The sequence below is a fragment of the Kiloniellales bacterium genome (genome assembly GCA_030066685.1).
Taxonomy (GTDB): domain Bacteria; phylum Pseudomonadota; class Alphaproteobacteria; order Kiloniellales; family JAKSBE01; genus JAKSBE01.
Genome location: JASJBF010000010.1, coordinates 26,408 through 50,406, shown reverse-complemented (window position 1 = coordinate 50,406; position 23,999 = coordinate 26,408). Strand labels below are relative to the sequence as shown.

The window sequence follows — 23,999 nt, the reverse complement described above, 5'->3', positions numbered from 1 at the left end:
CCGGGCCCAAGCGGCCCCGACCGGCGTTGAAGGTGACACGAGGCGCCACATTTCGTAAAGTCGCAGGACCGGAGATGCTGAAAACGCTGAAATCTGAGGCGGTTACGCCGGAATTCCCGCTGCGCGCGGTCGATCGTGCGATCGGCGAGCTGCGCCGCGGCCGGTCCCTGCTGATCCTGGGGGCGCAGGACCGCCACGCCCTGGTCGCTTCGGCCGAGCTGGCGAGTCCGGCCGGGCTGGAGGCGCTGCGCCGGCTCGGCGGATCCGAGCCCCGCCTCGCGCTGACCCGGCGCCGCGCCCTGGCCCTGGGCCTGGCCTCGGATGGCGACGGCGGCGTGCTCTGCCTGTCCCTGGGAGAGGCCTCGGCGAAGGCCTTGCGGGCCCTCGCCGACCCTTTGCTGCCCGAGCCCTTCGCAGCGGATTCCCATAGCCGTGAAACGGTGGTCGCGGAAACCGCGAGCGGCCTCGCCGAGGCCGCGATCGAGCTGACCAAGCTCGCCCACCTGCTGCCCGCGGCGGCGCTCTGCGAGCTCGATGCCAGGGCGGCGACCGCCCTGCCGGCCGAGATCCTCCGGGTCCCGGCGGACGCGATCAGCGCCTACCGGATCGCCACGGCCGAGGCCCTGGACCGGGTGTCCGAGGCGCGGGTTCCGCTGTTCGATGCGGAGAACGCCCGGATCATCACCTTCCGGCCGCGCAATGGCGGCTTCGAGCACCTGGCCATCGTGATCGGCACGCCCGAGGCGCCGGCGCTGGTCCGCCTGCATTCCGAATGCCTGACCGGCGATCTTCTCGGCAGCCTGCGTTGCGACTGCGGCGACCAGCTGCGCGGCGCGATCCAGACCATCGCCAAGGCCGGCAGCGGGGTGTTGCTCTACCTCGCGCAGGAGGGCCGGGGCATCGGCCTGGCCAACAAGCTGCGCGCGTACGGCCTGCAGGACCGGGGCGCGGACACGCTCGAGGCCAACGAGCAGCTCGGCTTCGACCCGGACGAGCGGATCTTCGTGCCGGCGGCCAGCATGCTCGGGATGCTCGGCATCGATCGGATCCGGCTGCTGACCAACAATCCGCAGAAGGAGCAGGCCATGGCCCGCCTGGGCATCGAGGTGACCGAGCGGGTGCCGCTGGTCATCCCCTCCAACCCGCACAACGCGGACTACCTGGACACCAAGGCCCGGCGCTTCGGCCATCAGTTCTGAACCTGGAGGGCTCGGGCCGGGGCCTCAGGGCAGGATGTCGAGCACGGCCTCCGGCGGGCGGCCCAGCGCCGCCCGGTCTCCGGCGACCACGATGGGCCGCTCGATCAGGATCGGGTTCTCGACCAGGGCGCGGATCAAGGCCTCCTCGCCGAGCCCCGGATCGGCGAGGCCCAGCTCCGTGTAGGCCGCCTCCTTGCGGCGCATCAGGTCGCGCGGGGCGAGCCCCAGCAGGCCGAGGATGCGCTTCAGGGTGCCGGCGTCGGGCGGGGTCTCCAGGTAGCGCACCACCTGCGGCGCCACGCCCCGCTCCTCCAGCAGGGCCAAGGTCTGGCGTGACTTGCTGCAGCGGGGATTGTGGTAGATGGTCACCGACATCCTGGCTCTCCCGAGCTTCGACGCCACTTTATCGGAGGGCGCGCGCGGCTTCCAGCCCGCCGGCGGGTGTTGTCTCGGGATCGAGAACGGCTCAGGCCAGAGCGACCTGAGCCGTCGGTTTGAATCAGACGTGACCGCCTCGTAAGCCATAAGCCCTGGCCCGCGGCCGGCGCTCCGGGGCGGCGCGGGCAAGGGCGCTCACGCCTGCGGCGCGCGGGCCCCGAAAACGGCGGTGCCGACCCGGACGTGGGTGGCGCCGAAACGGATCGCGGTCTCGAAATCGCCGCTCATGCCCATGGACAGCCAGGGCAGGCCCGCGGCCTTGGCCAGCTCTCGAAGCAAAGCGAAATGCGGTGCGGGCGTCTCGTCGATCGGCGGGATGCACATCAAGCCCTTCAGGGGCAGCGCCAGCTCGTCGCGAACCAGCCGGATCAGCTCGGCAGCGCCCTCGGGTCTGACCCCGGCCTTCTGCGGCTCCTCGCCGGTGTTGACCTGGATCAGGCAGTCCGGCCGGCGCCCCGCCTTGGCCATCTCCTTGGCCAAGGCTCTTGCCAGCTTGGGCCGGTCCAGGGTCTCGATGCAGTCGAAGAGGCGGACCGCGTCGCCGGCCTTGTTGCTCTGCAGCGGGCCAATCAGGTGCAGGCGGAGCTCGGGATGCCGGGCCTGGATGTCCGGGTACTTGGCCTGCGCCTCCTGCACGCGGTTCTCGCCGAAGACCGTCTGCCCGGCCGCCAGTGCAGCGGCCACCGCCTCCGGACCATGGGTCTTGGAGACCGCGACCAGGGTGACCGCCTCGGGCCGGCGCCCGGCCTGGCGCGCAGCCTTGCCGATGCGGGCCCGCACCACGGCCAGGCGGCTCTCGATGCTGTCTTGCTCTCGGCTGTCCATGGCGGCGATCATCGGTCCTGGTGGGGCCCGAATCAAGCCGGGCTAGCCTGTCGGCCGGCCCTTCCGGTCGAGATAGCCGAAGGCCTTCATGGTCTCGCCCTGGGTCTCGACGATCTTGGCGACCTGGGCGTCGCTCAGGGCGTCGCGCCAGGCGCCGACCTTGCCCTTGCGGAAGAAGGCTGACTTGCCGTCGGGCCGGGACTCGACGAAGCGTTCCTTTCGCTCCTGGCCCGAGAGCTCCTTAAAGGAACTGAAGCGGATCGCCTTCTTGAGCCGGGCCGGGTCGTCCGGCAGGCCGAGAAACGCGACCAGGCCGCCGAAGGTCTTCCGCGGGCTCGCCACCATGTCCTCGTAGCGCAGCACGTGGCGTTTGAGGCCAGGCGCCTTCAGCCAGCTGTTCACATGGGTCGACCAGGACAGCAGGTACTGCTCGCGCTGGTTCGAGCTTGCCGGGATGATGTTGCGGTCGTCGCAGATCCGGTCGACCGCCTCATCCAGGCCGATCTGATGGTGGTGGGCGAAGGAGACCGTCACGTCCAGCGGGTTGCGCAGGATGTAGATCGCTCCGGCCGTCGCGGCCGGCGTGATCAGCGGCTGGCCTTCGATGGAGACGCAGGCATTGTGGGTCTTGACGAAGCGATCGTCCTGGCTCGACTGCGCGAACCACTGGTGGAGCCGCGGCCTCAGGGCGTGGAACTCGGCTGCCGTCAGCTCGGCAGCGGGTTTGCCGCTCAGCCTCTCGAAGTGGATCAGGAAACCGTCGCCGAGCGTGAAGTTCGGCAAGTCGTTGATCGGCAGGGGCCGGTCAGGGTTGCGCAGCAGGTTGGCCAGGAAGGCGCGGACCCAGGTGTTTCCGGATTTCTGGTAGGATGCCAGCCAGATGATGCCTGCCACGGCCGCGTCCGCCTCTCTGAACCTCGGGAAGATCCGGCGCTTTAAGAACCACCGAACCCGGGCTTTCTAGCGAGACCGCGGCCAAGAGGAAAGGGGGATGGCGGAGCCATCCCCCTTCGGAGTCTGTTTCGAGCGAAGTGTGACTTAGAAGTCCACCCGCAGGGTCAGGACACCGCCGAAGCCCTCGCCGTCGTCGGTGTTGTCTTCGCCGGCGTCGTAGTCGGCGTACATGCCGGTGAAAGACGTCTTCACGCCCGGGCCGAGCACGTAGCTGACCGCGATCGCTGCGCCCAACGACTCGTCTTCGTCACTTGTGGTGTCGCCGCCTTCACGCTCGCCGGCGATGAAGGTGCCGGAGACGCCCCAAGGGCCGGTCTCGTAGGACAGGCCGACGTCCCAGTGGAAGCCGTGGTTGGCACCCTGGCTGTCGATGTCGAAGCCGCCGATCGATCCGCCGAAGGTGAAACCGCCGAAGCCGATGTTCAGGCCACCGTTGTAGGCATAGACTTCCTGGATGTCGTTGACTTTCGTGCCGTCAAAGCCGCCGCCATCGGCGTCGAAGTTATTATTGTCGTCCGGCCCGTCGATGTACTGGAAGCCACCGGCAGCGGAAACGTCGATGCCGTTGAAGCTGTTGGTGTAGTTGATGCCGGTCGCGAAGCCGTGATCGCGCTGGAAGTCACGGTTCGTGGTGTTGCTACCCTCACCAGCGTTGAAGGGCGCGCCGTTGTCGGCCGTGTCAGGATTGTCGCCGTCCACCTGCGGGATGTAGCTGACGCCGAGCTGGAAGCCGGCGAAGCGCGGCGAGAAGTAGGTGATCATGTTGTCGTCGACCGAGATCTCGGGCGTGGTCGAGAAGGAGCCGGTCTGGAAGCCGGCGGGCTCCGGAATGAAGTCGGACAGCCAGCCCGAGTTGATCGGCGCACCGACGGCGGGGGCGACGACCGCCTGAATGTACGGCGCCGGGTCGTCGGAACCGAGCAGGAGACGCCCGAACCCGCCCTCGAGGAAGACGTAGTTCTCGTCGATCTGGTCGCCGTTGGTGAAGGCTTCCAGCTCGACCCGGACACCGACTTCGATGCCGTTGTCTAGGGTCGTCGAACCGCGGAAGTGAATTTCACCGTCCGACCGGTGGTTGGTGTTGCCGAAGTTCTCGTTTTCGACGTCGCTCTCGACGCTAACGACACCGAAGGCCTCGTTGCGGTAGCCGCGAACTTCCAGGCGAAGCGGATCCGCCGCTTCGGCCATGTCGGCCGCGACGACACCACCAGCAACCAGGGCCGTGGTACCGAGCAGAAGTTTTTTGTTCATCGTTAAACTTCCCGCCTCTTAGTTGAGTTGCCAAAGATGCCCGGGCTTTAGAGACCTGGCCCTGAGCACTCACGCGGCGCTTACCAGACTTGATAACCTTGCGCCACGCGCCCCCCAGGCGGGCAAATAGCCCCGGGAAGACGGGGTCATGAAGCCGATCATCCTGTTTTGGGTCAAGGAATCCGGACTTGCCGTCCCGGCGAAACTCGACCGCTGTTGCACTTTTACAACAGCCGGGAACCCGCCGGGCAGGTCCCGAATTCCGGCCCGACGACGGCTTGCCGGGCCGAGGCGCTTTGGCCATACTCCCGCCGGCGCGCGTCGAGTCGCCGTCAGGCCGGCCTTGAATCGGCGCCATCAGCACCGAACGCCTTTCCGCAAAGAGCCGGTCGCAAGCCGTCATGTCGTCAGCAAAGCAGACCCGGACAACGCTCAGCATCCCCGAGGCCATGGATCTGGCCCGACGCCGGCATCAGGCGGGCGTGCTCGGCGAGGCCAAGCAGCTCTACCGGCTGATCCTGGAGTCCCAGCCGAACCACACGGAGGCGATGACCCTGATGGCCTCGGCGCTCTATCGGCAGGGCGCCGATCAGGACGCGGCCGAGTTCGTCGACCGGGCGGTCGAGCTCTACATCAACACTATCAGGCAGCAGGGCAACGATCCGCAGATCGTGGCGCCCCTGGTCAACCTCCTGCTCGCCCGGGGCCGGAGGTCCGAAGCGGAAGCCCGGGCCCAGGCCCTGGACTTCCCGGTCCTGCCCGTGCGCGCGACACAGGAAGCCTTCGAGGACAGGCGCCAGACGGCGATCGCCGCGGGACGGCGGATGATGCTGATCACCACGGTCCCCAAGTCGGCAAGCGAGAGCATCTGGAACAGGTTGGCCGAGGGCCTGAAGCTGGGACAGTGCTTCCTCTCGCTCGGGCTGTTTCCGGATTGCTGCCTGCTGCCCAGTCGGGTCCGCTTCGCGGCGCGTGGCGGCCTGATCGTCAAGGAGCATATCGCGGCCACCCCCCACAACTGCCAGACCCTGGTCGAGTACGGGCAGGACCGGATCGTCGTCCACCTGCGCGATCCGCGCCAGGCCTTGCTGTCTTGGATCCACTTCGTCCGCGACGACGTCAGCCAGCGCCTCTTGGCGCCGCTGTGGCGCAAGATCGTGCCGCAGGCCGAGGTTCTCTCGCTTTCTCTGGAGGCACAGCTCGACTGGGGGATCGCGCACTATCTGCCCTATCTGATCGATTTCGTGAAGGATTGGACCGCGGTCGACGACGATCCGGAGAGCGGCCTCCGCGTCTGTTTCGCCAGCTTCGAGCGGTTCCGCCAGGACCCCGACGGCTATGTCGACAGCGTCCTGGACTTCTACGATATCGACAAGGCCGCCTTCCGGCGTGACAGCGAGGCCGAGGTGGTGCACCTGCGCAAGGGGCTCATCGACGAATGGCGCGGCGTCTTCACGCCGGCGCAGAAAGAGCGCGCCTGGGCCCTGATCCCAGACGACATGGCGGAGCGGCACGGCTGGACGGCCTGAACGGGCGCGCTAGACCCTCCGCAGCCACCGGATTGCCACGGAATCCCGCCATTGCCTTGGCCGGAGGATCGGGGTATCAAGTTGGCTTGCAACATTGAATCGGGCGCCCCGAGCGGGGCGCCGTGCAATCTAGGCGGGTTTTGCCATGACTGGGCCAGCAGCAGGTACGTCTTTTATTCGTTCCGCCGGCGGCGGAACCGGCAGCAGGACGGTGAGAAGCAAGTCGGCCCGGTGGTGGGCCTCGATCCTCGCGGGGACCTTTCTGCTGACGACGGTCGGCGCCTGCAGCTGGGGTGATCCGGATACCGTCTATCCGGAAAGCGGCCGCGACAACCGCAGGGCGACGGGCAACAGCTACGTGTCCGCCCAGGAGAAGTACGGCAGCGTCTTCGGCGACGGTGGGGCCAACCTGCTCGGCGACGATAGCGGAACCGGCGGAAGCGGTACGGGGATCGACGTCAACAGCTACCTCTGGCGGGCCTCGCTCGACACCATCTCCTTCATGCCGCTGGCCTCGGCCGATCCCTTCGGCGGCGTGATCATCACCGACTGGTACTCGCCGCCGGAGAGCCAGAACGAGCGCTTCAAGGTCAACGTCTACATCTTCGGGCGGGAGCTTAGGGCCGACGGCGTGCGCGCCGCTGTGTTCCGGCAGAATCAGCAGCTCGATGGATCCTGGATCGACGCCCAGGTCGACCAGCAGACGGTGACCGATCTAGAGAACGCGATCCTGGCCCGGGCACGGCAGCTTAGAATCGCCAGCCTGCAATAGGGCCGCATCGGGCGGAATTTCCATTCTCGACGGGAGCGCTCCGCCGGGCCATTTGACCTGAGCCCGCACGGCGGCCCTCTTGAGGTCGCCGGCGGCGACACCAATGCAGACCGCGACGAGAGATGAGCCGCTACAACTTCAAGGACAGCGAAGCGAGGTGGCAGGACGCCTGGGAGCGGGCCGCCTGCGCCCGCGTGAGCGAAGACCCTGACCGGCCGAAATACTATGTGCTGGAGATGTATCCCTATCCCTCGGGACGCATCCACATGGGCCATGTCCGCAACTACACGATTGGCGACGTCATCGCCCGCTACAAGCGGGCGCGTGGCTTCAACGTGCTGCACCCCATGGGCTGGGACGCCTTCGGCCTGCCGGCGGAGAACGCGGCGATGGAGAAGGGCGTGCATCCGGCCGCCTGGACCTACGACAACATCGCGGTGATGCGCGCCCAGCTGAAGTCCATGGGCCTGTCGATCGACTGGGAGCGGGAGGTGGCGACCTGCCATCCCGAGTACTACCGCCACCAGCAGAAGATGTTCCTGGACTTCCTGGACGCGGGCCTGGTCTACCGCAAGGAATCCTGGGTCAACTGGGACCCGGTCGACCACACCGTGCTGGCCAACGAGCAGGTCATCGACGGCTGCGGCTGGCGCTCCGGCGCGCCGGTCGAGCGGCGCAAGTTGGCACAGTGGTTCTTCAAGATCACCCACTTCTCCGACGAGCTGCTGGCCGCGCTGGACGAGCTGGAGCGCTGGCCCGACAAGGTCCGCACCATGCAGCGCAAATGGATCGGCCGCTCCCAAGGCGCCCGTCTCTTCTTTCGCCTGCGGGGCGCCCCGGCTGGCTGGAGCGGCGAGGCCGAGGAGCGCCTGCAGGTCTTCACGACCCGGCCGGACACCCTGTTCGGGGCCTCCTTCTGCGCACTCTCGCCGCACCACCCGCTGACCGCGGCCCTGGCGAAGGACGATCCGAAGCTGGCCGAGTTCGTCGCCGACTGCGACCGGATCGGGACCAGCGAAGAGGCGATCGAGACCGCCGAGAAACGCGGCTACCAGACAGCGGTCCTGGCCGAGCACCCCTTTCGGCCGGGTGAGACCCTGCCGGTCTACGTGGCCAACTTCGTGCTGATGGACTACGGCACCGGGGCCATCTTCGGCTGCCCGGGGCACGACCAGCGCGACCTGGACTTCGCCCGCAAGTACGGCCTGCCGGTGGTGCCCGTGGTCCTGCCGCCCCAGACCGAGGCAGCCGGCTTCGAGATCGCCGACGAGGCCTACACCGACTGGGACGGGAGCATGATCAACTCCGACTTCCTGGACGGCCTGAAGGTCGACGCCGCCATTCCCGCGGCGATAGCGAAGCTGGAAAAGGCGGGCGACGGCCGCGGCGAGGTGCAGTACCGGCTACGCGATTGGGGCGTGTCCCGGCAGCGCTACTGGGGCTGCCCGATCCCCGTGGTGCATTGCCGGGACTGCGGCGTGGTCAAGGTGTCCGAGGCCGAGCTGCCGGTGCGCCTGCCAGAGGATGTCGGTTTCGACCAGCCGGGGAATCCCCTGGCCCATCACCCGAGCTGGAAGACGGTGGACTGTCCGAGCTGCGGCAAGCCGGCGGAACGCGATACCGACACCATGGACACCTTCGTCGACTCCTCCTGGTACTTCGCACGCTTCTGCAGCCCGCGGGCGGAGACCGCCATGGACCGGTCGGCGGTCGACTACTGGATGCCGGTCGACCAGTACATCGGCGGCATCGAGCACGCGGTGCTGCACCTGCTCTACGCCCGCTTCTTCACCCGGGCCCTGCAGGCCTGCGGCCACCTCTCGGTCGAGGAGCCCTTCGCCGGGCTCTTCACGCAAGGCATGATCTGTCACGAGACCTATGAGGACGAGGCCGGAAACTGGCTGTCGCCGGAGCAGGTCAAGCCGGGCGACGACGGCGAGTTCGTGACCCTGGAGGGCGCGCCGGTGACCCGCGGCCGGGTCGAGAAGATGAGCAAGTCGAAGAAGAACACGGTCGATCCGGAGGCGATCATCGACGCCCATGGCGCCGATGCCGCGCGCTGGTTCATGCTCTCCGACAGCCCGCCGGAGCGGGACATGGAATGGACCGACGCCGGCATCGACGGGGCCAGCCGCTTCTGCCAGCGGGCCTGGCGGATCGTCTCCGAGGTCGCGGACCTGGGCGTCGCGGCCGGCGCACCGCTGCCAAGCGCCTTCGGCGCCGAGGCCATGGCGCTGCGCCGGCGGACCCACAAGGCGATCGAGGCGGTGACCGCGGACATCGAGCGCTTCCACTTCAACGGCGCGGTGGCGCGGATGTACGAGATGATCAACGCTCTGGCCGGCTTCAAGGCGAAGGACGACGGCGACCGCTGGGCGGCGCGCGAGGCGGCCGAAGTCTTCACCCGGCTGGTCGGGCCGATGACCCCGCATCTGGCCGAGGATCTCTGGCAGACCCTGGGCCACGACGGCCTGCTCGCCGAGAGCGCCTGGCCGGAGGCAGATCCGGCTCTGACCATCGACGAGGAGGTCACGGTCGCGGTCCAGGTCAACGGCAAGCTGCGGGCCACCATCTCGCTGCCGCGCGACGCCGAGAAGCAGCAGGCCGAGGACGCCGCCCTGGCGGAGCCGGCGGTCCAGCGCGTCTTGGAGGCGCGGAGCCCGCGCAAGGTCATCGTGGTGCCGAATCGGGTGGTCAATGTCGTCGTATGAATGCCAGCGCCGGCTGCGCCGGGCCGCAATACTCGGAAGTCTGGCCCTGGTCTTCGGACTGGCTCTGAACGGCTGCGGCTTCCGCCCGCTCTACGGCGAGGACGACGAGGGGTCGACGACTTTCGAAGATCTCGAGACCGTTCAAATCGCCGCCGTGGGGGGCCGGACTGGTCAGCAGCTGCACAACCTTCTGCGCGACCGGATAAACCCGCGGGGGCAGCCGAACCAGCCCGAGTACGTGCTCAAGATCAGCCTCTCCGAACAGACCGAAGTCCTCGCCATCCAGCAGGACGAGATTGCGACCCGAGCCAACCTGCGCCTCAGCGCGCGCTTCACCTTAACCAAGCTTAAGGATAACGCGGTGGTGTTCCGAGGCCTGTCGAACTCGATCAACAGCTACAACATCGTCGATTCCCAGTACGCGACCTACGTCTCGGGAAATGACGCCCGCGAGCGCGCCCTGCGCGAGCTCTCGGAAGACATCAGGCTGCGTCTCGCCACCTACTTCGCCCGCTAGCTGCGCCCTGGACGGCGCATGGGTTTGCCACTAAACAACGCTTTTCTGTTTCAGGAATCAACCTTGGCGTGAAAATCTCGAGCCGCAGCGTAGAACGCTTCCTCAAGGCGCCCGGCCCCGAGATCGAGGCGGTCCTGATCTACGGGCCCGACGGCGGCCTGGTGTCGGAGCGCGCCGCAGCCTTGACCGCGGCACTGGGCATCGATCCCGACGATCCCTTCACGCAGAGTGAGCTGGCCGGCAGCGAGGTCGCCTCCGACCCGGCGCGCCTTCGCGACGAATGCGCGGCCTTGTCCTTCGGCGGCGGTCGCCGCCTGGTCTTGGTCAAGGCGGCCGCCGAAGCCCTGACGCCGGCGGTCGAGGCTCTGCTCGCCGACCCGCCAGGCGCCGCGCTGCTGCTGCTTCAGGCCGGGGACCTGCCGCCGCGCTCGCGGCTGCGCCGGCTCTTCGAGCAGTCCGACCGGGCCGCAGCGCTGCCCTGCTATCAGGACGACGCCCAGAGCCTTCCGGCCTTGATCCGCAAGAGCCTGGCCGAGGCGGGCCTGGACATCGCCCCCGACGCCCTGGACCATCTGGTCGCTCACCTGGGTGCCGACCGGCAGATGACCCGGCGCGAGCTGGAAAAGCTGGCGCTCTACGTCGGGGGCGGCGGCGGCGAGCAGGGCGCGCCGCACCGGATCGGCTGGGCCGAGGTGACGGCCTGTCTCGCCGACGGATCCCAGCAAACGCTCGACGAGCTGACTCTGGCTGTAGGCGACGGCGATCTGGCGGCGGTCGACCGCGGCCTGCGGCGGCTCACCGCCGAAGGCGTCAACGCCGTCAGCCTGCTTCGAGCCCTGATGCGGCATTTCCACCGCCTCATGACCGCCGCTGACGCCCTGGCCAAGGGCAGCACCGCAGAGCGCGCGGTGGAAGGCCTGCGCCCGCCGGTCTTCTGGAAACACCGCGGCCGGATCGCCGCGCAGCTGCGGACCTGGCCCGCGCCGCAGCTGATCCGCGCCGAGCAGGACCTGCTGGAAGCCGAGATTCTCTGCAAGTCGAGCGGTCTGCCGGCCAGCGTCGTGGCCGAGCGGGCGGCCCTGACCCTGGCCCGGCGCGCGGCGCGCCAAACATAAAGACGAGGTGCCTGAGACAACCGCTTTAGGCTGTTAGACAGCCGTCACCGAGTGTGGACGGGAAAGGGTCGGGCTGGGAGCTCAGGCCGGCGACTGGTGCAGCCGGTGCAGCACGTCGTCGAGCTGGTCCAGGGTGTTGTAGTGGATGGTCAGCGCGCCGCCAGAGCCGTGGAAGGTCACCGAGACCTTGAGCCCGAGCAGGGCGGAAAGGTCGCGCTCCAGCGCCACCGTGTTGGGATCCTTTTCGGCCGCCACCCTCGCGGCCTTCTTCGGCGCCGAGTCCTTCGCCTTGGTCTGATTCGCGAGGCGCTCGGTCTCGCGAACGGACAGACCCTTGTCCACCACCTTCCTGGCGAGCTTTTCCGGCGCCTCTGCGTTCAGCAGGGCCCGGGCGTGGCCGGCGCTCAGCTTGCCCTCTGTCAGCAGCTCGCGGACCGGCTCCGACAGATTCAGCAGGCGCAGCGTGTTGGCGATGTGGCTGCGGCTCTTGCCGATGACGTTGGCGAGCGCATCCTGAGTGTAGCTGAACTCTGCCATCAGCTGGCGGTAGCCGTCCGCCTCCTCGAGCGGGGAAAGGTCCTCGCGCTGGACGTTCTCGATGAGCGCGAGCTGCAAGGTCTCGGCATCGCTCAGCTCGCGGATGACGATCGGCACCTCGTGAAGCTGGGCGATCTGGGCGGCCCGCCAGCGCCGCTCGCCGGCGACGATCTCGAAGGTGTCCGGCTGCTCAGGATCCCGGCGCACCAGGATGGGCTGCAGCAGACCGTTCTCGCGGATCGACTCCGCCAGCGCAGCCAGGGACTCTTCGTTGAAGTAGCGCCGCGGCTGCAGGCGGCCGGGATGGAGGAACTCGACCGGCACCTGCTTGCTGGTCCGAACCCGGTCGAGCGTCGTGTAGTCTTCGGTCTCGTCGCCCAGCAGCGCGGCCAAACCGCGCCCCAGGTTGCTGGGCCTGTCTTGCTTTGCCATGTTCACCCCCGGACTTCGCCGAAGCCTCGGCGTCGGGATCAGGATGCCAGGGCCGAAAGGCGGTCCTCGCGCACCAGGATCTCCCGCGCCAGGTTGATGTAGGCTCTGGAGCCAGCGCAGCCGACATCGTAGAGCAGCACCGGCTTGCCGTGCGAGGGCGCCTCCGAGACCCGGACGTTGCGCGGGATCACGGTCTTGTAGACTACCTCGCCCAGGTTGGCGCGCGCGTCGGCGGCGACCAGATTGCAGAGGTTGTTGCGGCCATCGTACATGGTCAGCACAATGCCCTGAATCTCGAGCTCGGGATTGAAGCGCCGCCGGATCCGGTCGATGGTCCGCAGCAAATGGCTGAGGCCTTCGAGGGCGTAGAACTCCGCCTGCAAAGGCACGAGGACGGCCTCGGCGGCGACCAGGGCGTTGATCGTCAGGAAACCCAGCGCGGGCGGACAGTCGATGAGGATGAAGTCGTAGTTCCGCAGCTCGGAAACCAGGGCGCGGCGCAGCCGACTCTCGCGATCATCGAAATTGATCATCTCGACCTCGGCGCCGGAAAGGTCGACCGAAGCCGGCACGATCGCCATGCCCGGCACCTTGGTCTCGACGATGGCCTCGGCCAGGGGCCGGCCTTCGATCACCACGTGGTAGATGTTCTTGTCCCGCTGGGCGCGTTCCAGGCCAACGCCGGTGCTGGCGTTGCCCTGGGGGTCGAGGTCGACCAGGAGCACCTTTTGCTTGCAGGCCGCAAGGGCGGTCGCGAGGTTGATCGCGGTTGTCGTCTTTCCGACCCCGCCTTTCTGGTTCGCGACCGCGATGACCCGGGCCGCGCGCGCGGGGCTTACACCGGACGAATCGTCAAGATGCTGTGGTTGCACGGCCATTGACCCCAATAACTAGGACAGCGCCGCTACAATACGTGCAACTGGGGTGAGACTCCATCGAAAAATCCCAGGCCGCTCGCGCCGCCTCTAGCTCGGCCGCGACCCCGGCGCCCTTGAGGAAGAGGCATTGGCTGTCCGGCCCCAGGAAGGGTCCCGCCAAGTTCAGCAGACGGGGCAAGGGCGCCAGCGCCCGTGCGGTTACGACGTCGACGGGAAAGGGAGTCACGGCTTCGATCCGGCAGGCGTGGATCCGGACCTCAGCCGCGGTGACCCGCACCGCCTCGCGAAGGAAGGCCGCCTTGCGTCCGTCCGACTCGACCAGATGCACCTCGCCGGCGCCGAGGATCGCGAGGACCAGGCCGGGCAGGCCGGCGCCGCTGCCGAGGTCCAGGAGCACCCGGCGCCGACCGCTCGGCGCCGACGGCAGGAAGGCCATAAGCTGGCTGGAGTCCAGAACGTGGCGGCGCCAGACGTCCTCAAGGCTGGCCCGGCTGACCAGATTGATCCGGCGGTTCCATTTCCGGAGCAGCGCGACGTAGGCCTCTAGCCGGGCCTGTGTTTCACGTGAAACACCGCTTTGCTCTTGAAAGGCCTGCGGCGTCAGGGCGTCCTCGGGGTCCATGGCGCTCCAGATCCACCCCGGGCCGCCCGGCACCTTCACGGGGTCAGGCGGCATCCTCTGCTGACCCCGGGCCGGACTTCCTGACGTAGCGCAGGAGCGCCACCACCGCGGCGGGCGTGATGCCGGGGAGCCGGGCGGCGGCGCCCAGGGTCGCGGGCCGCGCCGCCGCCAGAACCTGCTGCGCCTCCTTGGACAGGCCCCCGACCCGATCGTAGTCCAGCCGCTCCGGCAGGGCCAAGGCCTCGTCGCGCCGGAAGGCGCGGATGTCGGCCTCCTGTCTTTCCAGATAGCTGGCGTAGCGCGCCTCGATTTCGATCTGCTCTGCGATCGCCGCCGGCAGCGCCGCGAGCGCCGGCCAAATCCGGGCCAGCTCCGCCAAGCCGATCTCCGGATGGGCCAGCAGGTCGAAGGCGGAGCGGCGGCGGCCGTCGCGCTTGACCGGAATGCCCTGCCGGGCCAGCGCGTCCGGGGTCGCGGCGCAGCCCTCGACCAGCGCGCGCCCGGCGGCCAGGGCGTCGCGCTTTTCCGCGAAGCGCCGGGCGCGCTCGGGACCGACGCAGCCGAGCTTCCGCCCCAGCGGTGTCAGCCGCTGATCCGCGTTGTCGGCGCGCAGGTGAAGGCGGTACTCGGCCCGGCTGGTGAACATGCGGTAGGGCTCGGCCACCCCGCGGGTCACCAGGTCGTCGATCATGACTCCGATGTAGGCCTGGCTGCGGTCGAGCGAGAAGACGCCGCCGTCGGCCGCCTCTCCACTTGCCGCGAGGGCCGCGTTGAGTCCGGCGATCAAGCCCTGGGCCGCCGCCTCCTCGTAGCCCGTGGTGCCGTTGACCTGGCCGGCGAGGAAGAGGCCCGGCAGGCGCAAAGCCTCCAGGCTCGGCTTCAGCTCGCGCGGGTCGACGTGGTCGTACTCGATCGCGTAGCCGGGCTGCAGCATGACCGCGCCGGCCAGGCCCGGGATGGTCTTCAGCAGCTCCCGCTGGACCGCTTCGGGCAGGCAGGTCGAGATGCCATTGGGATAGACGGTGGGGTCGTCCAGGCCCTCCGGCTCCAGGAAGATCTGGTGCCGTTCCCGCTCGGCGAAGCGCACGACCTTGTCCTCGATCGAGGGACAGTAACGCGGCCCCGTCGACTCGATCTGCCCCGAGTACATCGGCGAGCGTTCCAGGTTGGACCGGATCAAGTCGTGGCCCGCCGCCGAGGTGTAGGTGATGTGGCAGGGCACCTGCGGCGTTTCGATCGCCGTGGTCAGGGTCGAGAAGGGCTCGGGCGGATCGTCGCCGGGCTGGACCTCGAGCCCCGTCCACTCGATGGTCCGGCCGTCGAGCCGCGGCGGGGTCCCGGTCTTGAGGCGGCCGAGCCGGAAGCCGAGGCGATCCAGGGTCGCCGAGAGGCCGTGGCTCGGCGCCTCGCCGATGCGGCCCGCCGGCCAGCTCTTTTCCCCGAGATGGATCAGGCCGCGCAAGAAGGTCCCGGTGGTCAGCACGACCGCCGCCGCCTTCAGGGTCCGGCCGTCGCCGGTGACCACGCCGCGGCAGCGCCCCCGGGAATCCAGGTCAAGGTCCTCGACCGCAGCGCCCAGGATCTCCAGCCCGGGCTGCGCGCGCAGCAGTGCCTGCATGGCTTGCCGGTAGAGCCGGCGGTCGGCCTGGGCGCGGGGCCCGCGCACCGCCGGCCCCTTGCTCCAGTTGAGCATCCGGAACTGAATCCCAGCACGGTCGATGGCCTGGCCCATGAGCCCGTCGAGGGCGTCGATCTCGCGGACCAGGTGGCCCTTTCCGAGGCCCCCGATCGCCGGGTTGCAGGACATCGTTCCGATGGTCTCGGGATCGTGGGTCACCAGCAGGCTGCGGGCGCCGAGGCGCGCGGCGGCGGCCGCGGCTTCGCAGCCGGCATGGCCGCCGCCAACGACGATGACGTCATAGGATGAGGTCGAGCTGTCGGACATGGCGCGCCCTCTTAGGACAGAACGCTGCGGCTGTCAAAGACCGCCGGGGCAGCCTGCCCCGGTCACCGCCGGCCGGGATGTTTCACGTGAAACACCGGCCTATTTGCCGATGCAAAACTCGCGGAAGATCACGTCCAGAAGCTCCTCGACGTCGACCCGTCCGGTGATCCGCCCCAGGGCCCGCAACGCCAGGCGCAGGTCCTCGGCGCGCAGCTCGGGCAGAGCCGCCCCTTCCGCCCGGCCCAGGGCCGCGACACAATCGGCCAGCGCCTCGCGATGGCGCAGCCGGGTCAGCAGCGGCGCGCCGCCGGCCGAGCCCAGCAGCATCTCGGCCCGCGCCGTCAGGGCGTCGAGCAGCGCCGCCAGGCCGGCGCCGGTCTTGGCCGAGACGGCGAAGACGGCATTTGTCTCAAAGGCGATCGGTTCCGGCGGCGGCGCCAGGTCGATCTTGTTGAAGACCACCAGACTGTCGGCCGCCATCAGATCGCGGGTCTCTTTCTGCGCCGCCGGGTCCTGGGTGGCGTCGAAGACCACCAGGCGCAGGTCCGACGTCTCCGCCCGCCGGCGGGCGCGGGCGACGCCCTCGACCTCGATCTCGTCCCCGCCCTCCGCTTCTACGGCACGCAGCCCGGCCGTGTCGGCCAGTGTGAGGGGGTAACCGCCAAGGTCCAGGTGAACCTCGATCACGTCCCGCGTCGTGCCGGCCCGGTCCGAGACGATGGCCACGTCGCGCCGCGCGATGGCGTTGAGCAGGCTCGACTTGCCGACGTTGGGCGCGCCCAGGATGGAGACGGTCAGGCCGTCGCGCAGCCGCTCGCCCCGCCGGTCCGATTCCAGGTAGGGCGCCATCTCGTCCCGCAGCCCGGCCAGGTCGCCCGCCACGGCGGCGGCGAGCCCGACCGGCAGGTCGTCCTCCGGGAAGTCGATCCAGGCCTCCAGCCGGGCGGCAACCTCAATCAGGCGGCGGCGCCACCCTTCCACCACGCGGGACAGGCCGCCGCCGAGCTGGTTCAGGGCGACACGCCGCTGCGCCTCGGTCTCGGCGTTGATCAGGTCGGCCAAGCCCTCGACCTCGGCGAGGTCGAGCTTCCCGTTGTCGAAGGCCCGGCGGGTGAACTCTCCCGGCTCGGCGACCCGAAGACCGGGCAGGGCGGCCAGGGCGCCGGCCGTGGCCGCGACCACCGCCCGGCCGCCGTGAAGCTGAAGCTCGGCCAGGTCTTCGCCGGTGAAGCTCGCCGGACCGGGAAACCACAGCACAAGGCCGCGGTCGATCGGCGTGCCGTCGTCGGGCCGGCGCAGCGCGACGAGACGGGCCCGGCGCGGCGGCAGGCGCCCGGACCCCGAGAGCGCCGTCAGCGCATCGCCGGCGGCCGGGCCGGAGATCCGGAAGACGGCGATACCGCCCCGCCCCGGCGGCGTGGAAAGGGCGAAGATGGTGTCTCGATGCTCGGTCATCTCGCCTCGCTACGGACGCCCGCAATGGGCAAGCGGGGGCGGGGGCGACCCCGGCTCGGCGGTCTTTCGGCTAAGGGACCGGTGGCGTCTCGTCGTCCGGCTGGAGCTGGAGCCGGGTCACCCGGCCGCCCTCGATCACGTGGGTCTGGAGGATCTCGTCGATGTCCTCGTTGCTGCGGTAGTGGTACCAGACGCCCTCGGGGTAGATCACCATGGTCGGCCCCAGCTCGCAGCGGTCCAGGCAGCCGGCGATGTTGACCCGGACGCCCTCGAGCCCCATGGCCTTGGCCCGCGCCTTCATGTAGTTGCGCAGCGCCTCGGCGTTCTTGTCCTTGCAGCAGCCGCGGGGATGGCCCTCCGGGCGCTCGTTGGTGCAACAGAAGACGTGGGCGCGATAGTAGGGCGCCGGATCCCCGGCGCCGGCGGCCGAGCCATCGGTCATGACTTCTCCTTGTCCGCCTTCTTGGCGCCCGCCGCGGCGGCGCCGGCGGCGCTGGTCATCTGCTGCCACATCGTCTTCTGGAGGCGCTCCCAGCCTTCGATCGAGCTCGGGAACCACTGCTTCATCAGGGCATCGACGTCCATCGACTTGAGGCGCGCCAGGCTCTGTTTTTCCAGCTCCGCCATCACCGACTCCTGCAACTGCGTGACGTCCGGCAGCCCGAAGAAGCGCCGCGCCTCCTCCGGCGTGCAGTCGATGTCGATACGGATCTTCATCGGATCAAACCCTCACGGACTTTGCGGTTGAGGCGGCCGCGTTCCCATCCTCATATAGGGACCAGAGACACTAGCCGGGCGCCCGGCTGCAAAGCAACGCCCCAAAGCCCGGCTCGGCAGCGAGCCGACGATAGCGAGGAAGGCCCCGCCCCCATGGCCGACACCCCCCCAGCCCCGCGGAACCGACTGTCCGTCGAGACCAGTCCCTATCTCCTGCAGCACGGCGACAACCCAGTCGCCTGGTACGCCTGGGGCGACGAAGCCTTGGCGAGAGCCAGACGGGAGAACAAGCCGATCCTTCTCTCGGTCGGCTACGCAGCCTGCCATTGGTGCCACGTCATGGCCCACGAGAGCTTCGAGGATCCTGAGATCGCGGCCCTCATGAACCGGCTCTTCGTCAACATCAAGGTCGACCGGGAAGAGCGCCCGGACCTCGACGGCTACTACCAGTCCGCCCTGGCGTTGCTGGGCGAACAGGGCGGCTGGCCGCTGACCATGTTTCTGACCCCCGAGGGCGAGCCCTTCTGGGGCGGCACCTACTTCCCGCCCGAGCCGCGCTTCGGCCGGCCCGGCTTCCCGCAGGTGCTCGAACGAATCGCCGAGCTTTACGTGCGGGAGCAGGACAAAGTGACCGCCAACGTCGACGCGCTGCGCGATGGCCTGGCCAAGCTGTCGCAGAACCTGCGCGGCGAAGGCGTGACCCTGGAGCTCACCGACCAGATCGCCCAGCGCCTGCTGCGCGAGATCGACCCGGTCGAAGGCGGCATCGGTCAGGCGCCCAAGTTCCCCCAGCCGACGATCCTCAAGCTGCTGTGGCGGGCCTGGAAGCGCAGCGGCGCCGAAGCGTACCGGGATGCGGTGCTGCTGACCCTGACCAAGATGTGCCAGGGCGGCATCTACGATCATCTCGGCGGCGGCTTTGCCCGCTATTCGGTCGACCGGCAATGGTTGGTCCCGCACTTCGAGAAGATGCTCTACGACAATGCCCAGATGATCGATCTTCTGACCTGGGCCTGGCAAGACAGCGGCGCCTTGCTGTTCGAGCAGCGCGTGCGTGAGACCATCGGCTGGGTGCTGAGCGAGATGATCGCCCGCGAGTCCGGCGCACCGGGCGCGCGCCGAGTCGACGGCTTCGCCAGCACCCTGGACGCCGACAGCGAAGGCGAGGAAGGGCGCTACTACGTCTGGACTGAAGCCGAGATCGACGCGGTCTTGGGCCAGGCCGCCGAGGCCTTCAAGGCCGCCTACGACGTGACCGCCGAGGGCAACTGGGAGGGCAAGACGATCCTCAACCGCTCCCACGCGCCGCACTTTGGCTCGCCCGAGACCGAGGCCCAGCTCGCCCGCACCCGGGACAAGCTGCTCGAGGTGCGCGAGCGCCGGGTGCGCCCCGGCTGGGATGACAAGGTGCTGGCCGACTGGAACGGCCTGATGATCGCAGCGCTGACCCGGGCCGGCCTGGCCTTCGCCGAGCCGGAGTGGCTCGAGGTCGCCCGCGACGCCTTCGACTTCGTCGTCACCTGCATGACCGACGGCGAGCGACTGCGCCACAGTTGGCGCCATGGCGTCCTGAAGCATCCGGCCAGCGTCGACGACTATGCCAACATGATCGAGGCGGCGCTGGCGCTCTACGAAGCCGAAGGCGATGCGCGCTTCCTGGCCCAGGCCGAGGCCTGGCAGACGATCCTCGACGCGCACTATTGGGACGACGATCAGGGCGGGTACTTCTTCAGCGCCGCCGACACCCGCGACCTGCCCTCCAGGACCAAGAGCGTCTACGACAATGCGGTCCCGGCCGGCAACGGCGTGCTGGTGGGAACCCTGGCGCGGCTCTACCATTTGACAGGAAATGACTCCTATCGCCGCCGGGCCGCGGATCTGGTCGCCGCCTTCGCCGGCGAGCTGGGCCGCAACTTCTTTCCCCTGGCGAGCTTCCTCAACGGCAACGAGCTCCTGCTCTCGCCGCTCCAGGTCGTCCTCCTCGGCGCCCCCGAGGCGGAGGACCTGCAGCGCCTGCGCCGGATCGTCCAGGCCCGCTGCCTGCCGAATCTGATCCTCCAGGTCCGGGCGCCCGGCGAGGCCCTGCCCGAGGGCCACCCCGCCGCCGGCAAGACGCCGCTGAACGACCGGGCGACCGCCTTCGTCTGCCAGGGCATGACCTGCTCGCTGCCGATCACCGATCCCGACGAGCTGCGCCGCGCCCTCGGGGGCAGCGGGATCGACTGATGCCGAGCGCCAGCTTCGAGACCCCGCTCGGCCGGCTGCGGCTGGTCGAGGCCGAGGGTCGGATCACCCGGCTGAAGTGGCGCGACGGGGCAGATTCGAAAGAGGCACCACCAAGCCCGCTGCTTGCCGAGGCCGGGCGGCAGCTCGCCGCCTACCTCGACGGCGGTCTCGAGGCCTTCGACCTGCCCCTGGCCCCGGCCGGCTCGGCGTTCCAGTCGAGCGTGTGGCGGGAGATGATCCGGATCCCCTACGGCGAGGTCCTGACCTACGGCGAGATGGCGGCGCGGACCGGCGGCAGTGCGCGGGCGGTCGGCGGCGCCTGCGGCGCCAACCCGATCCCGCTGATCATCCCCTGCCATCGGGTGGTCGCCGGCGAGGGGCTGGGCGGCTACTCGGGCGGGGGCGGGCTCGCCACCAAGCGCCGGCTGCTGGTCCTGGAAGGCGCGCTGGCGCCGGAGTTGCCGTTCTGAGCCCCAGTCGGGCCGGCTTCACTTGGGCGCCAGCAGGCGGTCCGGCCTATCGAAGTTTTCCCAGTTCCAAGGCTTGACGATCTCGTGCGAGTAGTGCCGTCGGGCGCCGAACATGACCATCGACAGCTTGGGCAGCTCGAGCAGGGGGCGCAGATCGCCGTCCCGCACCGCCGTCTTCTCGCCGGCGAAGGCCAGGGCCTTGAGGTTGCGCAGGCCGGCCAAGGGCGCCAGGGAGTCGAGCTCGCCGCAGTCGGTCAGGTTCAGGACCTCCAGCTTCTCGAGCGCGGCCAGCGGAGCCAGGTCGTGGACCTTGTGGCCTTCGTTGAGGGTTAGCGACCGCAGCCCGGCCAGCGCTTCGATGCCGTCAAGGCTCGCCAGGCTGCGGCAGACCTTGAGCTCTAGGTGCGCCAGGCGGCCGAGGCCGGCCAGGTCCCGCAAGGAGACGATATTCGAGCTGCGGAGGCAGAGCGCCTTCAGCCCGGCGAGCCGCGATAGCCGGTCGAAGCGCTTGCTCTTCAGGCCGGCCAGCCTCAGCCGCTCCAGATCGCGGCAGTCGAAGAGGCTCCCGACGGCGCCGCTCCAGGCCAGCTTGCAGGAGCGAAGCGCGGGCAGCGGCGGCAAGTCCACCGGCTCCGGAAGAACGCGGTCCAGATGCAGCGACTGCAGCCCGGTCACCGCTTCGATCGGGATCGATCCCCTCGGCGGCGCAGCGACGATCGACAGCAGCTTCAGCGCCGGCAGCTCGGCGAGGAAGGCATAGTCGTCGCAGCGCCAGCCCTTGGCTGCGTTCAGATAAAGCGCCGCCGGCTGGGACTTCTTCAGCCGGGAAAGCAATTTCTCGCTGAAGGGCCCGGTCGCCATCAGGCCCGGCAGGTCGTCCAAGGGATCCCGGTCGTGGGGATTCCGCGACGACCCGTAGGGACTCCGCACTGCGACCAGCGGCGCCTTCCAGACTCCGAACATGTAATCCGGCCTCCGAGCCGCCGTCATCCCGCGGCGCAGCCTAACAGCCACAACACCAAGCAGCCCTTAAAGCGGTGGCCCGGGCCGATAGTTCGGAACGACCATTCCAAGTGTCGCGGGTGACAAGCCGGCGGCTTGCGCGATAAGCTTGCGGCCGGCCGGCGGCAGAGCGAAGCCGGTGGCACGAGGGAGGAGAACTGCAGCCATGCCCGACATCACGATCACGGGCCCGGACGGTGACTTCGGGGCCTATCTGGCGCTGCCCGCGAGCACCCCGGCGCCCGGTCTTCTGGTCATTCAGGAGATTTTCGGCGTCAACAAGGTCATGCGCGACATCTGCGACGGACTCGCCGCCCAGGGCTATGCCGCCTGCTGCCCGGATCTCTTCTGGCGGATCGAGCCGGGTATCCAGATCACCGATCAGAGCGAGGCGGAATGGGAGCAGGCCTTCGGGCTGTTCAACGCCTTCGACGTCGCCAAGGGGGTCGAGGACCTGACTGCCACCCTGGGCCAGCTCCGCGGCCACGAGGCCTGCAGCGGCAAGGTCGGCGCGGTCGGTTACTGCCTCGGCGGCAAGCTCGCCTACCTCATGGCCGCCCGCTCCGATGCCGACTGCAGCGTCAGCTACTACGGCGTCGGCCTGGACGAGCTGCTGGGCGAGGCTTCGCAGATCACTCGGCCGATCCTGCTCCACGTCGCCGCCAAGGACCAGTTCGTGCCGCCGGAGGCGCAGCAGAAGATCCAGTCCGGCCTGTCCGGCCATCCGCAGGTCACCCTACACGTCTACGAGGGGCAGGACCACGCCTTCGCCCGCGAGGGCGGCGCCCATTACGACGCCGCGGCCGCCCAGCTGGCCAACGCCCGGACAGCGGATTTCTTCAAGGAGCACCTGAGCCGATGAGCAAAGCCGTCCGCATCCACGCCCCCGGCGGGCCCGAGAACCTGCGCTACGACGACGTCGAGGTCGGCGATCCCGGCCCCGGCGAGATCCGCATCCGCCAGACCGCGATCGGGCTCAACTACATCGACGTCTACCATCGGACCGGCCTCTATCCCCTGGGCGACCTGCCCCACGCCATCGGCATGGAGGCCGCCGGCGTGGTCGACGCGCTGGGCGACGGGGTGAGCGGCCTCAGCGAGGGCGACCGCGTCGCCTACGCCGCGCCGCCGGTCGGCGCCTATGCCGAGGTCCGCCTGATGCCGGCCGACCGAGTCGTGGTCTTGCCCGACGCGATCGGCGACGAGACCGGTGCGGCCATGATGCTCCAGGGCATGACGGTGGAGTACCTGATCCGCCGGACCTATCCGGTGAAAGCGGGCGAGACCGTGCTGCTGCACGCCGCCGCCGGCGGCATCGGTCTGATCGCCTGCCAGTGGCTAAAACACCTGGGCGCCAAGGTGATCGGCACCGTGGGCTCGCCGGAGAAGGCGGAGCTGGCCCGGGCCCACGGCTGCGACCATCCGATCAACTACCGCGAGGAGCGCTTCGTCGAGCGGGTCAAGGAGATCACCGGCGGCGAAGGCGTGCCCGTGGTCTACGATTCGATCGGCAAGGACACCTGGGACGACTCCCTGGACTGCCTGCGGCCGTTGGGCCTGATGGTGACCTTCGGCAACGCCTCGGGCCCGGTGCCGCCGGTCAACCTTGGCATCCTCGGCCAGAAGGGCTCGCTCTTCGTGACCCGGCCGACCCTGATGACCTATACGGCGAAGCGCGAGGACCTGGAGGCCAGTGCCAAGGCGCTCTTCGAGGTCGTGCTCTCGGGCGCGGTCAAGATAGAGGTCCACCAGACCTATCCCTTGGCCGAAGCGGCCCAGGCGCACCGCGACCTGGAAAGCCGCAAGACCACGGGATCGACGATCCTCCTGCCCTGACCGTTATAGGATAAAAGTCCGCTCTCGGGCGGGCGCCGGCGAGCGGCAATTAAGGGGTATTCAACCGGTCGGCGCATATGCTCGCCGATATCGGAACACGGCGGCAAGTAACCCCCCGAGGCTCTCGCAGAGCAATGCGCAAGACCGACAGCTTTCGGCAGCAGCATGCGACCATCGTTGGAGTCGTGACGGAGTTTCGCGGCCTTCTCGATCCCGACAAGGTGCTCGACAACATCCCCGACATCATGGGCGTGATGATCGCGCTCTCCGGCAAGCTCAAGGCTCACCTCGCCAAGGAAGACAATGAGCTCTATCCGGAGCTGCTCGGCTCGGGCGATCCAAAGCTGGCCGAGATGGCCGCCGCTTTCCAGAACGAGATGGGCGGGCTCTCCGCCGCCTTCGAGAGCTACATGGAGACCTGGCGTTCGATCGAAGCCATAGAGGATGAACCCGAAAGCTTCATCAGGGCCAGCGAGGAAATCCTGGACGCCCTGAGCGACCGGATCAACCGGGAGAACCGCGAGCTCTACGCGCTCGCCGACCGGCTTTAGGGACTCCCGCCCCGCGC

At 68.9% G+C, this 23,999-nt stretch carries 23 protein-coding genes; 11 read left to right on the top strand and 12 right to left on the bottom strand.

The features are described from left to right. The first annotated feature begins 74 nt into the window (after window positions 1-74). Complete coding sequence (gene ribA / locus QNJ30_08070) at window positions 75-1,199, top strand: GTP cyclohydrolase II (protein MDJ0943406.1); 1,125 nt, start codon at window positions 75-77, stop codon at window positions 1,197-1,199. A 24-nt stretch (window positions 1,200-1,223) separates the two neighbouring features. Here ribA and arsC read toward each other — a convergent pair whose 3' ends face one another. From arsC to QNJ30_08050, 4 genes are all read right to left on the bottom strand, one after another. Beyond that, entirely contained in the window at window positions 1,224-1,574 is a 351-nt protein-coding gene (gene arsC, locus QNJ30_08065; GenBank protein MDJ0943405.1) for an arsenate reductase (glutaredoxin), read from the bottom strand. Window positions 1,575-1,772: 198 nt separating this feature from the next. Beyond that, on the bottom strand, window positions 1,773-2,462 hold the full coding sequence (locus QNJ30_08060) for a YggS family pyridoxal phosphate-dependent enzyme (GenBank protein MDJ0943404.1): 690 nt from the start codon (window positions 2,460-2,462) through the stop codon (window positions 1,773-1,775). A gap of 42 nt (window positions 2,463-2,504) precedes the next feature. Continuing rightward, window positions 2,505-3,356: a sulfotransferase domain-containing protein gene (locus QNJ30_08055; GenBank protein MDJ0943403.1), complete on the bottom strand. Its 852-nt coding sequence runs from the start codon at window positions 3,354-3,356 to the stop codon at window positions 2,505-2,507. A gap of 144 nt (window positions 3,357-3,500) precedes the next feature. Further along, window positions 3,501-4,667: a porin gene (locus tag QNJ30_08050; GenBank protein MDJ0943402.1), complete on the bottom strand. Its 1,167-nt coding sequence runs from the start codon at window positions 4,665-4,667 to the stop codon at window positions 3,501-3,503. A 401-nt stretch (window positions 4,668-5,068) separates the two neighbouring features. Here QNJ30_08050 and QNJ30_08045 point away from each other — a divergent pair, with 401 nt between their 5' ends. From QNJ30_08045 to holA, 5 genes are all read left to right on the top strand, one after another. Then, on the top strand, window positions 5,069-6,196 hold the full coding sequence (locus tag QNJ30_08045; GenBank protein MDJ0943401.1) for a sulfotransferase domain-containing protein: 1,128 nt from the start codon (window positions 5,069-5,071) through the stop codon (window positions 6,194-6,196). A gap of 211 nt (window positions 6,197-6,407) precedes the next feature. Next, the gene (locus QNJ30_08040) at window positions 6,408-6,968 is read left to right on the top strand and encodes a DUF3576 domain-containing protein (protein ID MDJ0943400.1); all 561 of its coding nucleotides are present in this window, start codon (window positions 6,408-6,410) and stop codon (window positions 6,966-6,968) included. Window positions 6,969-7,090: 122 nt separating this feature from the next. Next, on the top strand, window positions 7,091-9,679 hold the full coding sequence (gene leuS, locus QNJ30_08035; protein ID MDJ0943399.1) for a leucine--tRNA ligase: 2,589 nt from the start codon (window positions 7,091-7,093) through the stop codon (window positions 9,677-9,679). Further along, the gene (gene lptE, locus QNJ30_08030; protein MDJ0943398.1) at window positions 9,666-10,196 is read left to right on the top strand and encodes an LPS assembly lipoprotein LptE; all 531 of its coding nucleotides are present in this window, start codon (window positions 9,666-9,668) and stop codon (window positions 10,194-10,196) included. The genes leuS and lptE overlap by 14 nt, the downstream gene beginning before the upstream one ends. Window positions 10,197-10,264: 68 nt before the next feature. After that, a complete protein-coding gene (gene holA, locus QNJ30_08025) occupies window positions 10,265-11,311 on the top strand; it encodes a DNA polymerase III subunit delta (protein ID MDJ0943397.1) in 1,047 nt (348 codons plus the stop codon). Window positions 11,312-11,392: 81 nt separating this feature from the next. Here the strand turns inward: holA and QNJ30_08020 are convergent, their stop codons facing one another. The 7 genes from QNJ30_08020 to QNJ30_07990 all read right to left on the bottom strand — a co-directional run bounded on the left by QNJ30_08020 (window position 11,393) and on the right by QNJ30_07990 (window position 17,897). After that, on the bottom strand, window positions 11,393-12,280 hold the full coding sequence (locus QNJ30_08020) for a ParB/RepB/Spo0J family partition protein (protein ID MDJ0943396.1): 888 nt from the start codon (window positions 12,278-12,280) through the stop codon (window positions 11,393-11,395). A 38-nt stretch (window positions 12,281-12,318) separates the two neighbouring features. Next, window positions 12,319-13,152, bottom strand: a complete 834-nt coding sequence (locus tag QNJ30_08015) for an AAA family ATPase (protein MDJ0943395.1) — start codon at window positions 13,150-13,152, stop codon at window positions 12,319-12,321. Further along, a complete protein-coding gene (gene rsmG, locus QNJ30_08010; protein MDJ0943394.1) occupies window positions 13,133-13,762 on the bottom strand; it encodes a 16S rRNA (guanine(527)-N(7))-methyltransferase RsmG in 630 nt (209 codons plus the stop codon). Before rsmG ends, QNJ30_08015 begins: the two co-directional genes overlap by 20 nt. Window positions 13,763-13,823: 61 nt before the next feature. Continuing rightward, window positions 13,824-15,725 carry a tRNA uridine-5-carboxymethylaminomethyl(34) synthesis enzyme MnmG gene (gene mnmG, locus QNJ30_08005; protein ID MDJ0943393.1) on the bottom strand — a complete coding sequence of 634 codons (1,902 nt, stop codon included), beginning with the start codon at window positions 15,723-15,725 and terminating at the stop codon, window positions 13,824-13,826. Window positions 15,726-15,824: 99 nt separating this feature from the next. Beyond that, complete coding sequence (gene mnmE / locus QNJ30_08000) at window positions 15,825-17,180, bottom strand: tRNA uridine-5-carboxymethylaminomethyl(34) synthesis GTPase MnmE (protein MDJ0943392.1); 1,356 nt, start codon at window positions 17,178-17,180, stop codon at window positions 15,825-15,827. A gap of 70 nt (window positions 17,181-17,250) precedes the next feature. Then, window positions 17,251-17,622 carry a (2Fe-2S) ferredoxin domain-containing protein gene (locus QNJ30_07995; GenBank protein ID MDJ0943391.1) on the bottom strand — a complete coding sequence of 124 codons (372 nt, stop codon included), beginning with the start codon at window positions 17,620-17,622 and terminating at the stop codon, window positions 17,251-17,253. Beyond that, window positions 17,619-17,897, bottom strand: a complete 279-nt coding sequence (locus QNJ30_07990) for a DUF6489 family protein (GenBank protein ID MDJ0943390.1) — start codon at window positions 17,895-17,897, stop codon at window positions 17,619-17,621. The genes QNJ30_07995 and QNJ30_07990 overlap by 4 nt, the downstream gene beginning before the upstream one ends. Window positions 17,898-18,050: 153 nt before the next feature. On the opposite strand from QNJ30_07990, the gene QNJ30_07985 reads away from it, so the two are divergent. Both QNJ30_07985 and QNJ30_07980 read left to right on the top strand, forming a co-directional pair. After that, window positions 18,051-20,123, top strand: a complete 2,073-nt coding sequence (locus tag QNJ30_07985; protein MDJ0943389.1) for a thioredoxin domain-containing protein — start codon at window positions 18,051-18,053, stop codon at window positions 20,121-20,123. Beyond that, window positions 20,123-20,593 carry a methylated-DNA--[protein]-cysteine S-methyltransferase gene (locus tag QNJ30_07980; GenBank protein ID MDJ0943388.1) on the top strand — a complete coding sequence of 157 codons (471 nt, stop codon included), beginning with the start codon at window positions 20,123-20,125 and terminating at the stop codon, window positions 20,591-20,593. Before QNJ30_07985 ends, QNJ30_07980 begins: the two co-directional genes overlap by 1 nt. 18 nt (window positions 20,594-20,611) lie before the next feature. On the opposite strand, the gene QNJ30_07975 is transcribed toward QNJ30_07980, so the two are convergent. After that, window positions 20,612-21,556, bottom strand: a complete 945-nt coding sequence (locus tag QNJ30_07975) for a hypothetical protein (GenBank protein MDJ0943387.1) — start codon at window positions 21,554-21,556, stop codon at window positions 20,612-20,614. 205 nt (window positions 21,557-21,761) lie between these two features. Here QNJ30_07975 and QNJ30_07970 point away from each other — a divergent pair, with 205 nt between their 5' ends. From QNJ30_07970 to QNJ30_07960, 3 genes are all read left to right on the top strand, one after another. Continuing rightward, on the top strand, window positions 21,762-22,457 hold the full coding sequence (locus QNJ30_07970; protein ID MDJ0943386.1) for a dienelactone hydrolase family protein: 696 nt from the start codon (window positions 21,762-21,764) through the stop codon (window positions 22,455-22,457). Continuing rightward, window positions 22,454-23,431, top strand: a complete 978-nt coding sequence (locus tag QNJ30_07965; protein ID MDJ0943385.1) for a quinone oxidoreductase — start codon at window positions 22,454-22,456, stop codon at window positions 23,429-23,431. The genes QNJ30_07970 and QNJ30_07965 overlap by 4 nt, the downstream gene beginning before the upstream one ends. A 134-nt stretch (window positions 23,432-23,565) precedes the next feature. Then, window positions 23,566-23,982 (top strand): hemerythrin domain-containing protein, encoded by a 417-nt coding sequence (locus QNJ30_07960; protein MDJ0943384.1) that lies wholly within the window; start codon window positions 23,566-23,568, stop codon window positions 23,980-23,982. Window positions 23,983-23,999 lie beyond the last annotated feature (17 nt).

What these genes read in the sequence shown, in the direction of transcription:
- ribA (MDJ0943406.1), top strand. Translation starts at nt 75, where the DNA reads ATGCTGAAAACGCTGAAATCTGAGGCGGTTACGCCGGAATTCCCGCTG.
- arsC (MDJ0943405.1), bottom strand. Translation starts at nt 1,574, where the DNA reads ATGTCGGTGACCATCTACCACAATCCCCGCTGCAGCAAGTCACGCCAG.
- QNJ30_08060 (MDJ0943404.1), bottom strand. Translation starts at nt 2,462, where the DNA reads ATGGACAGCCGAGAGCAAGACAGCATCGAGAGCCGCCTGGCCGTGGTG.
- QNJ30_08050 (MDJ0943402.1), bottom strand. Translation starts at nt 4,667, where the DNA reads ATGAACAAAAAACTTCTGCTCGGTACCACGGCCCTGGTTGCTGGTGGT.
- QNJ30_08045 (MDJ0943401.1), top strand. Translation starts at nt 5,069, where the DNA reads ATGTCGTCAGCAAAGCAGACCCGGACAACGCTCAGCATCCCCGAGGCC.
- leuS (MDJ0943399.1), top strand. Translation starts at nt 7,091, where the DNA reads ATGAGCCGCTACAACTTCAAGGACAGCGAAGCGAGGTGGCAGGACGCC.
- lptE (MDJ0943398.1), top strand. Translation starts at nt 9,666, where the DNA reads ATGTCGTCGTATGAATGCCAGCGCCGGCTGCGCCGGGCCGCAATACTC.
- QNJ30_08020 (MDJ0943396.1), bottom strand. Translation starts at nt 12,280, where the DNA reads ATGGCAAAGCAAGACAGGCCCAGCAACCTGGGGCGCGGTTTGGCCGCG.
- mnmG (MDJ0943393.1), bottom strand. Translation starts at nt 15,725, where the DNA reads ATGTCCGACAGCTCGACCTCATCCTATGACGTCATCGTCGTTGGCGGC.
- mnmE (MDJ0943392.1), bottom strand. Translation starts at nt 17,180, where the DNA reads ATGACCGAGCATCGAGACACCATCTTCGCCCTTTCCACGCCGCCGGGG.
- QNJ30_07995 (MDJ0943391.1), bottom strand. Translation starts at nt 17,622, where the DNA reads ATGACCGATGGCTCGGCCGCCGGCGCCGGGGATCCGGCGCCCTACTAT.
- QNJ30_07990 (MDJ0943390.1), bottom strand. Translation starts at nt 17,897, where the DNA reads ATGAAGATCCGTATCGACATCGACTGCACGCCGGAGGAGGCGCGGCGC.
- QNJ30_07985 (MDJ0943389.1), top strand. Translation starts at nt 18,051, where the DNA reads ATGGCCGACACCCCCCCAGCCCCGCGGAACCGACTGTCCGTCGAGACC.
- QNJ30_07980 (MDJ0943388.1), top strand. Translation starts at nt 20,123, where the DNA reads ATGCCGAGCGCCAGCTTCGAGACCCCGCTCGGCCGGCTGCGGCTGGTC.
- QNJ30_07975 (MDJ0943387.1), bottom strand. Translation starts at nt 21,556, where the DNA reads ATGTTCGGAGTCTGGAAGGCGCCGCTGGTCGCAGTGCGGAGTCCCTAC.
- QNJ30_07970 (MDJ0943386.1), top strand. Translation starts at nt 21,762, where the DNA reads ATGCCCGACATCACGATCACGGGCCCGGACGGTGACTTCGGGGCCTAT.
- QNJ30_07965 (MDJ0943385.1), top strand. Translation starts at nt 22,454, where the DNA reads ATGAGCAAAGCCGTCCGCATCCACGCCCCCGGCGGGCCCGAGAACCTG.
- QNJ30_07960 (MDJ0943384.1), top strand. Translation starts at nt 23,566, where the DNA reads ATGCGCAAGACCGACAGCTTTCGGCAGCAGCATGCGACCATCGTTGGA.